The organism is Xenorhabdus sp. PB62.4, from assembly GCF_014467285.1.
Lineage (GTDB): Bacteria > Pseudomonadota > Gammaproteobacteria > Enterobacterales > Enterobacteriaceae > Xenorhabdus.
Window position 1 is genome coordinate 86,874 of the sequence record NZ_NKHR01000018.1, and the last position, 7,634, is coordinate 94,507.

Here is a 7,634-nt window from a genome sequence, read left to right on the forward strand (position 1 = left end):
CGTTCTTTCTATTCGATTTTTTTATTTATGCGGCCATTTTCAAAAGGGGGGCCGTAACTGTCCAATATTGATAGAGGATACGCCTTGTGTTCTAAGTAACAGCGAATACTTTCAGCGACCAGTGGTGAGCGTAGTTGAGAACTGTTAAGAATTTCTTCTGCGCTTAACCAGTGGCAGCAATGGATATCGTCATCTTGTGGATTAGTATCAATGATTTTTTCCATTTCAACCAAGAACAGAAAACGGATAAATGGCGTTCCATCGGGAGCAACCCATTGATATAGTTTCAAAAATGCTTGTAGTTGAGCACGAATCCCTGTTTCTTCCCACAATTCCCGTTCAGCGGCTTCCTGCAATGTTTCTCCGGCTTCAAGATGACCAGCAGGCTGGTTCCAGAGAGATTTACCATTGATTCGTTCTTCGACAACCAGAAATTTATTTTCTGCATGTACAATACAAGCAACAGTGATGTGTGGACTAAACAAGATTAATTTCTCTCCATTCTCCGGGGGACAATGAGCTTAATTGTATCGAACCCATACTGAAACGAATTAGGCGCAATGTGGGAAAACCAACATGAGCAGTCATTCTGCGTACCTGACGGTTACGGCCTTCATATAGCGTTATTTTGAGCCAGCTTACGGGAATATTTTTTCGCTCTCGAATGGGTGGCGTTCGTTTCCAGAGCCATTCTGGTTCTTCCACTCGTTCTGCGCCGGCAGGTAGTGTCGGACCATCTTTTAACGTGACGCCATTGCGTAGCTTACCCAGAGCTACCTCATCAGGAATGCCTTCTACCTGAACATAATAAACTTTAGCTGTTTTTTTGTGAGGTTGAGTCAACCTGGCTTGCAATTTACCATCATTGGTTAACACGAGTAACCCTTCGCTGTCGCGATCCAAACGGCCTGCGGCATAAACATCAGTAAACGGAATAAAATCTTTTAATGTTGTTCTTCCCATTTCATCGGTGAATTGGGGAAGAACATCATAAGGTTTGTTAAAGATTAATACCCGACGAGGGCCTGTTGATTTTTTTATCGTATTGTTATTTTTTCTTTGGCTGAATCGGTTAAGTTGGCGTTTTTTAAAAGAGATATTTGTCATGATAAGCCATCGCGAAAAATTAGGGTACGTATTATACCTTAAATCTGTGACCATTGGCGTTTGCAGAATATTCAAGTAGTATTGACACGTCCCTTACAAAAATTTAACAAGGCATTGCGTTTATTTGAAAGGAGAGGTTAATGGAAAGCAAAGTAGTTGTTCCGGCGGAAGGTAAAAAAATTACTATCGATGCCAAAGGTAAATTAAATGTTCCGAATAACCCTGTAATCCCTTATATCGAAGGGGATGGCATTGGTGTTGATGTTACGCCGGTCATGCTGAAAGTTGTGGATGCTGCTGTTCAGAAAGCTTATAGCAGCGAGCGCAAAATTTCTTGGATGGAAATCTACACAGGTGAAAAATCCACACATGTTTATGGTAAAGATGTTTGGTTACCAGATGAAACACTGGATTTGATCCGTGAATACCGTGTTGCTATCAAAGGCCCTCTGACAACGCCAGTCGGTGGCGGCATCCGCTCGCTGAACGTGGCGCTGCGCCAGCAATTGGATCTGTATGTCTGCCTGCGCCCGGTTCGTTACTATCAAGGTACACCAAGCCCTGTTAAACAGCCTGAGCTGACTGATATGGTCATTTTCCGCGAAAATGCTGAAGATATCTATGCGGGTATCGAGTGGAAAGCCGGTTCAGCGGAAGCGGACAAAGTCATCAAATTCCTGCAAGATGAAATGGGTGTTAGCAAAATTCGTTTCCCTCAACAGTGTGGCATCGGCGTGAAGCCTTGCTCAGAAGAGGGCACTAAACGCTTGGTGCGTGCTGCAATTGAATACGCTATTGATAATGATCGTGAATCCGTGACTCTGGTTCATAAAGGCAACATCATGAAATTCACTGAAGGTGCCTTTAAAGATTGGGGTTATGAATTGGCCCGCACTGAATTTGGCGGAGAACTGCTGGATGGCGGCCCGTGGGTTAAGATCAAAAATCCTAAGAGTGGCAAAGACATTATCATCAAGGATGTGATTGCAGATGCTTTCCTGCAACAAATTCTGCTTCGCCCTGCTGAATACGACGTTATCGCTTGTATGAACCTGAATGGCGACTACATTTCTGATGCATTGGCTGCGCAAGTCGGCGGTATCGGTATCGCTCCGGGTGCAAACATTGGTGACGAGTGTGCATTGTTCGAAGCAACACACGGTACTGCACCTAAATATGCGGGTCAGGATAAAGTCAATCCGGGTTCTGTCATTCTCTCCGCTGAGATGATGCTGCGCCATATGGGGTGGTTCGAAGCCGCAAACCTAATTGTTAAGGGAATGGAAGGCGCAATTGCTGCCAAGACCGTCACTTACGATTTCGAACGTCTGATGGATGGTGCTAAGCTGCTGAAATGTAGCGAGTTCGGTGATGCAATTATTTCTCATATGTAATTGATTGCGTAACTGAATAGATAACGGGGGCTTAATAGTTCCCGTTATTTTTAACGATATGAAAATTCTTCTGCAAAACTCTTCTGCAAAACTGGTTATAATTTAACCGTTATTTCACCGCCAAAATAGTCCAATCTTTACCTCTATCATCATGGTATTTATCTGTCATTAACTGGCTCTTATGACCTAGCAATGTTTTTGTATCAACTCCTTGTTCGCGATACAAACGCTCCGATAATGACCTTTGTTCATGGAAGCTGGGAGGTGTACCTTTCTCCCACTTGAAATCTGTCTCATCACGGATCTTTTTAAAACCGGCAGTGATAGCATTAGCAGACACCTGACCACCGCGTTTAGCTTGTGAAGTCGTATGGTGATAGTAGAGCACGTGAGGGCTTAATATCCTATCTCTGTAACGTGCTATTACATCTCGTAATGTAAAGCCTATTTTTTCACATTTGAGATTTAGGGGAATCGCCAGTTTAGTTCCTGTCTTTTCCTGAATAATATGTAAGTGATCATCCCATACGTCGTCGAACCGTAATTTGGAGATATATCCTAAGCGTTGTCCGGTGTCCATATAGCTATTTAGCCAGCTTGTTACTGATATTCCTTTTTTTATCTTTCGGCTAATTTCATCTTTTACTTTTATGAGCTGAGTCATTTTGACCTCAGCTAAACGGGAATTAGCTTCTACAGCAATGGCTCTTGCAGCTTCTTCGTCATCCCCTAAGCCATGAAATTTTCCTGTAATCGGGTGCTTATAGCGCCAATAGATCTTTTTTGTTCTGGCGTCTGTGTAACAGGATATGGGGAAATCAAAAAGCAGGCGCTGGGCAGTGCCATTATCGATCCTTTTTTCATTGCGGATGCGATGGGGGAGGAAAAGGGCACCCTGACCGACAGGATTATCCTCAATCTGGTGGGGGAATGTGCGAATGCGTAACATGCCAATAATCCTTAATCAGTGGGGCACATGGGCCAGTGAGGGGAACAGTGCGGTTGACTGGGCGCCCATTGCCGCGGGATTTAAAGGACTGGTTACCAGCCCCCGAAAGACCTGTGTCCAATGTTGTGATGATGATGGATTCGCTATCGATGCGGCGGTTCTGCGCTTGAAGAAACATAATCCTTATTCGTACCAACTGATCGTACTGCATTATATTAAAGCACTGCCATTGAGACCGATGGGCACTAAGCTGGGTATTTCTCATAACGAAGTCGCCAAACGGCTACAGGCAGCCGAGGGATTTATTGAGGGCGTACTGGCTGTTTCAGATGTCGTTTTGGAGCTGGATAAATGCGTGCAAAAAGAAACCATTAATCAGGTTGCGTAATTACAAAAGACAGTATATTGTGATAAGTTAATAAGATAAATTATCTGCATTACTGTTATAATCAATAACCCGATAACCCGATTTTCCACCTGTTCTTATGAAATCGAAGATAACACTTTCTGAGCCTGAACGAATTACATTGCAACAACTGGCTATCACTGGCGACGTTTTATCACCTGGACTCAAGATACCATGGAGTATGAGCTAAATATGCTATTGGAAGGTTATGGTGATCAATTTGCAATTAATTTTTCTTGAGTACTTAACAATGTCACACAGCTTATCGAATGCTCAGACCTCGCCCAGTGCCTGTCTCTTATACACAACTTTGTATCCTGCTGTTTTTTTATATGAATTATTTTAAACTTTTCGAGACAACGTTGAAAAATATTTCCTTTAAAATCAGTTGAGTATATTTATCAAATCACGGTCATTCACTCGTAATTTGAGATGTGACTAAAAGACAGGCACAGTGCGGGGTTTTTTATTTCTGGGCTATTTAATGGCAATGCGGAATAGATTTAAGAATAAATTTTACAGAAAATAAACAATATCAGTTTAATATAATTAAAAGTTATTCCATTATAATATATTTATCTTTGTTGTAAGATTGTTTTTGATGTTTCCTTCTTAGTTTATTTTGGTATGGTTAAATACGTAAGCAGCTTACTAATTAAATATGGGTCCATGGTTATTTTGGTTGTATATAAAAAATAATAATACCATTAACTAATGAGGGTACTATAATGGCAGATGTAATCGATGTATTGGTTGTTGTGGATGCGCAATCTATTATGAAATATATTACAGATAATAAAATGAAAAATGAAATGGATGTTAATAAGCCTATCTTACTTGGAAATAAAAGTGAATATATCCATATGTTGACGCCGCCAAATAAAGAACATTATATGAGCGGTCAAGGGACAAGTGAATTATGGATTAAAGTTAACATTGGTGATGTTGTCCGTTGGCGTGGGGTTACTTTGTCTAAGGATTCAGAGTATTCGGCTGCATTATTGAAGCTTAAATCAGTTGGAGGGACACCCCAAAATTACTTTGCCACCCCTAAAGTACAACCAATACATTCTTATGTTCCAGTGTTGAAGTCGGATAATGCAATACTAAATCCAGATCCGCTCGAAGTAAATTTCCAGGAGACAATTGGCTATTATTGGGAAACTTCAATTAAAAATATGCCGATTCCAGGTAAATCTATCACACAGAATTATACATTTACTGTTGGAATATATAAAAATGGTAATCCCAAAGCATATGTTCATTGGGACCCAGCCATTGTTCTTGACAATAAATAATCCATCATGTAATTTCCAATCATAAATGTAAGCCTCGCACTCGCGGGGCTTTTTGCTATCTACCAGTAGTCAATTTTGAGTTTACAACTCAAATTGATCGGGGTCGGACAGCACCCTACATTACTGTTAAATCAATATGTTAGATTGGTTTTTGGGTGAGATGAGCAACACCTCGAATTGGTATAGAGAACACCCCTGCATGTTATATAATTCATATGATTAATTTGATTTTCAGCGAAAAAGAGATCACCCCCATGAAAGACGAATTCGAATGGTGTGATGAGTTCGATGGATTTCAATTCCAACCTGTAAACCATCTCTACAAGCTCAACTATCCGGTAATTCCGGTTAGTTCAAACTTACTCGTTATTGCTTCGATACTTTTTGCGTAGTCTGATCCCAACAATGACAAGACCAATGGCTAGTAAACTTTTAACTGAGTTATATAACCAGTCCACTTCAATATCAGATGTCACCCACTTTAAAATTGATAGCGCGAGTAAAAATATCCCCCCAAAGATGAATGCTAGAGGTGTTTTATCTCCAAGTGGTAATTTTTCGAATTGTGACATATTAAATCCTTATAATATTTACCGATGGTTATTTGATATAAGTTTCACATATTCGGTTATTCCGAACAACCGAATTCTGTAGCTATAAATGCTTCGGTAGTGTGAGACAGTCCGACTGAACTAACTCAGCCAATCTATACAAGATCGTTTAATATGGCCTTTTTCGTATCTGCCACCGCAATCATTTCCAGAATCTCCGTATAACACATTGCGGTTGGCATCTTATTAACTACATGGTCGCTTAATGCGGCCTTTTTGCTTTCTGGCTGCACCACTAGAGAGGGAGGTGGAACGGTGAAATACATGGAAAGTAAATCCCGTATCGCGAAACATATCGCCCCCTTTATTCTGGCACATTTAACAACAGACACGGTTTATGTTGAGCCGTTTGCGGGCGGCATGAATATGGTGAGTCACATCAACACCAAACATGCCGGCCCTGTTATTGCCGCTGACAGCCACGAATATTTGATTGAAATGTAGAGAGCTTTGTTATCTGGCTGTCATCCTCCAGAACAAATATCACGAGAGCAGTATTACGAGATAAAGAATAACAAAGCGGGAATTTCCCATCTAACAGGATGGGTGGGATTTAATTGTAGTTATTCGGGTAAATGGTTTGATGGCTATGCAGGAATAACACAGACTAAATCAGGCATTCGTGATTATCAATCGGAGGCTATCAGCAATATTCAACGGCAGGTCATCGATCTGGATGGCGTGCAATTGTTGTGCACTGATTATAAAGAACTGAACATACCGGATGGTGCAGTTGTCTACTGCGACCTGCCCTATGCGAACACCCGGCAATACCGCGATGCCTTTAATACGACTGAGTTCTGGGGATGGGTTCACAAGTTATCAAATAGATGTACCGTTTTTGTTAGCGAATACACCGCACCGGATGATTTTGATTGCATCTGGTCGCGCGAAATTACTAGCGGTATTTCTGGAACAAAAACGACATCAATTGAATCACTATTCATGATGAAGCCTGAGTAGCATCGCCTTCACGTATTTCTGGAACCGACTGACAGGTGACCACAGATGATTAAGGAAATATGCGGTGTGAGGATATTTCCCCTGATTGTAATGTTATATCAGGTTCGGCGCTGGTGGGCTTTACGTAGACTGCGAAGTCATTGGCGTGGCGACCGGTTCTTTCTGAAACTCGCTCGTCAACCTAAGTACAAATGGATGAGCGATCATTTAATTTCTACAAGCGTTATCGATTCCTCAAATTACTGACTGAGGCTGAACAACAACGAGGGAAAATCTGATGACCAGAGGTATTCGCAATAACAATCCGGGTAATATTGATCACAACCCCGCTAATAAGTGGCAGGGTCAATTGCCCCACGACCCAAAGATTGAGAAGCGTTTCTGTCGGTTCGAGTCACCAGAGTATGGCATTCGTGCACTCATGAAGTTGCTGACCAATTACCACAAGGGCGGCCATAACAGCGTGTCTAAAATCATCAACCGCTGGGCACCCAACATAGAAAACAATACTACCGCTTACATCAACGGCGTTTCCAAGGCGCTCAATGTTGAAAAGCATCAAGTTCTGGACATCAATAAACCGACGCTGATTGCGCTGGCTAAGTCCATTATCCGGCACGAGAACGGCCAGCAGCCTTATTCCGATGATATTTTCACACGGGCATTTGAAATGCTATGAAACTCAATAGTCGGTACTTCACCCTCAGTGCTTTGGTGATTGTCTCCGGCCTACTGTGGTTCTATTACCGTGAGTATCAGGACAAGGCCGAAGAATACGCTATAGCAGAATCAACATGATCTGACACATTCGATGTGCTCGGTGAACAACTCATCAACGGAACATCTTTTTTGTCTTCTTATCGCTTTTGCCCCACCCCATTTGTGTTCTATGGGATTCAAGTCCGG

10 protein-coding genes are annotated in these 7,634 nt (G+C 41.8%); 6 read left to right on the forward strand and 4 right to left on the reverse strand.

The window, feature by feature from the left end; translation table 11 throughout:
• Positions 1-8 precede the first annotated feature (8 nt).
• Both Xenpb_RS14600 and rluE read right to left on the reverse strand, forming a co-directional pair.
• Entirely contained in the window at positions 9-485 is a 477-nt protein-coding gene (locus Xenpb_RS14600; protein ID WP_187654988.1) for an NUDIX hydrolase, read from the reverse strand.
• Complete coding sequence (gene rluE, locus Xenpb_RS14605; protein ID WP_187654989.1) at positions 478-1,107, reverse strand: 23S rRNA pseudouridine(2457) synthase RluE; 630 nt, start codon at positions 1,105-1,107, stop codon at positions 478-480. Before rluE ends, Xenpb_RS14600 begins: the two co-directional genes overlap by 8 nt.
• A gap of 140 nt (positions 1,108-1,247) precedes the next feature.
• On the opposite strand from rluE, the gene icd reads away from it, so the two are divergent.
• Positions 1,248-2,501 (forward strand): NADP-dependent isocitrate dehydrogenase, encoded by a 1,254-nt coding sequence (icd, locus tag Xenpb_RS14610; RefSeq protein ID WP_187654990.1) that lies wholly within the window; start codon positions 1,248-1,250, stop codon positions 2,499-2,501.
• A 109-nt stretch (positions 2,502-2,610) separates the two neighbouring features.
• Here icd and Xenpb_RS14615 read toward each other — a convergent pair whose 3' ends face one another.
• The gene (locus tag Xenpb_RS14615) at positions 2,611-3,450 is read right to left on the reverse strand and encodes a phage integrase Arm DNA-binding domain-containing protein (RefSeq protein ID WP_187654991.1); all 840 of its coding nucleotides are present in this window, start codon (positions 3,448-3,450) and stop codon (positions 2,611-2,613) included.
• On the opposite strand from Xenpb_RS14615, the gene Xenpb_RS14620 reads away from it, so the two are divergent.
• Both Xenpb_RS14620 and Xenpb_RS14625 read left to right on the forward strand, forming a co-directional pair.
• Positions 3,440-3,838 carry an antiterminator Q family protein gene (locus tag Xenpb_RS14620; protein WP_187654992.1) on the forward strand — a complete coding sequence of 133 codons (399 nt, stop codon included), beginning with the start codon at positions 3,440-3,442 and terminating at the stop codon, positions 3,836-3,838. The genes Xenpb_RS14615 and Xenpb_RS14620 overlap by 11 nt on opposite strands.
• Positions 3,839-4,584: 746 nt before the next feature.
• On the forward strand, positions 4,585-5,154 hold the full coding sequence (locus Xenpb_RS14625; RefSeq protein WP_187654993.1) for an AidA/PixA family protein: 570 nt from the start codon (positions 4,585-4,587) through the stop codon (positions 5,152-5,154).
• A gap of 359 nt (positions 5,155-5,513) precedes the next feature.
• Here Xenpb_RS14625 and Xenpb_RS14630 read toward each other — a convergent pair whose 3' ends face one another.
• The gene (locus Xenpb_RS14630; protein ID WP_187654994.1) at positions 5,514-5,726 is read right to left on the reverse strand and encodes a hypothetical protein; all 213 of its coding nucleotides are present in this window, start codon (positions 5,724-5,726) and stop codon (positions 5,514-5,516) included.
• A 303-nt stretch (positions 5,727-6,029) separates the two neighbouring features.
• Between Xenpb_RS14630 and Xenpb_RS14635 the strand changes: the two genes are divergently transcribed.
• From Xenpb_RS14635 to Xenpb_RS14645, 3 genes are all read left to right on the forward strand, one after another.
• Complete coding sequence (locus tag Xenpb_RS14635; RefSeq protein ID WP_187654995.1) at positions 6,030-6,209, forward strand: DNA adenine methylase; 180 nt, start codon at positions 6,030-6,032, stop codon at positions 6,207-6,209.
• Between the two features lie 6 nt (positions 6,210-6,215).
• Positions 6,216-6,728, forward strand: a complete 513-nt coding sequence (locus tag Xenpb_RS14640; RefSeq protein WP_187654996.1) for a hypothetical protein — start codon at positions 6,216-6,218, stop codon at positions 6,726-6,728.
• A 277-nt stretch (positions 6,729-7,005) separates the two neighbouring features.
• Positions 7,006-7,407 carry a structural protein gene (locus Xenpb_RS14645; RefSeq protein ID WP_187654997.1) on the forward strand — a complete coding sequence of 134 codons (402 nt, stop codon included), beginning with the start codon at positions 7,006-7,008 and terminating at the stop codon, positions 7,405-7,407.
• Positions 7,408-7,634 lie beyond the last annotated feature (227 nt).

Bases quoted from the DNA above. Each gene is read 5' to 3' on its own strand.
- rluE (WP_187654989.1), bottom strand. From the start codon at position 1,107: ATGACAAATATCTCTTTTAAAAAACGCCAACTTAACCGATTCAGCCAA.
- icd (WP_187654990.1), top strand. From the start codon at position 1,248: ATGGAAAGCAAAGTAGTTGTTCCGGCGGAAGGTAAAAAAATTACTATC.
- Xenpb_RS14620 (WP_187654992.1), top strand. From the start codon at position 3,440: ATGCGTAACATGCCAATAATCCTTAATCAGTGGGGCACATGGGCCAGT.
- Xenpb_RS14615 (WP_187654991.1), bottom strand. From the start codon at position 3,450: ATGTTACGCATTCGCACATTCCCCCACCAGATTGAGGATAATCCTGTC.
- Xenpb_RS14625 (WP_187654993.1), top strand. From the start codon at position 4,585: ATGGCAGATGTAATCGATGTATTGGTTGTTGTGGATGCGCAATCTATT.
- Xenpb_RS14630 (WP_187654994.1), bottom strand. From the start codon at position 5,726: ATGTCACAATTCGAAAAATTACCACTTGGAGATAAAACACCTCTAGCA.
- Xenpb_RS14635 (WP_187654995.1), top strand. From the start codon at position 6,030: ATGGAAAGTAAATCCCGTATCGCGAAACATATCGCCCCCTTTATTCTG.
- Xenpb_RS14645 (WP_187654997.1), top strand. From the start codon at position 7,006: ATGACCAGAGGTATTCGCAATAACAATCCGGGTAATATTGATCACAAC.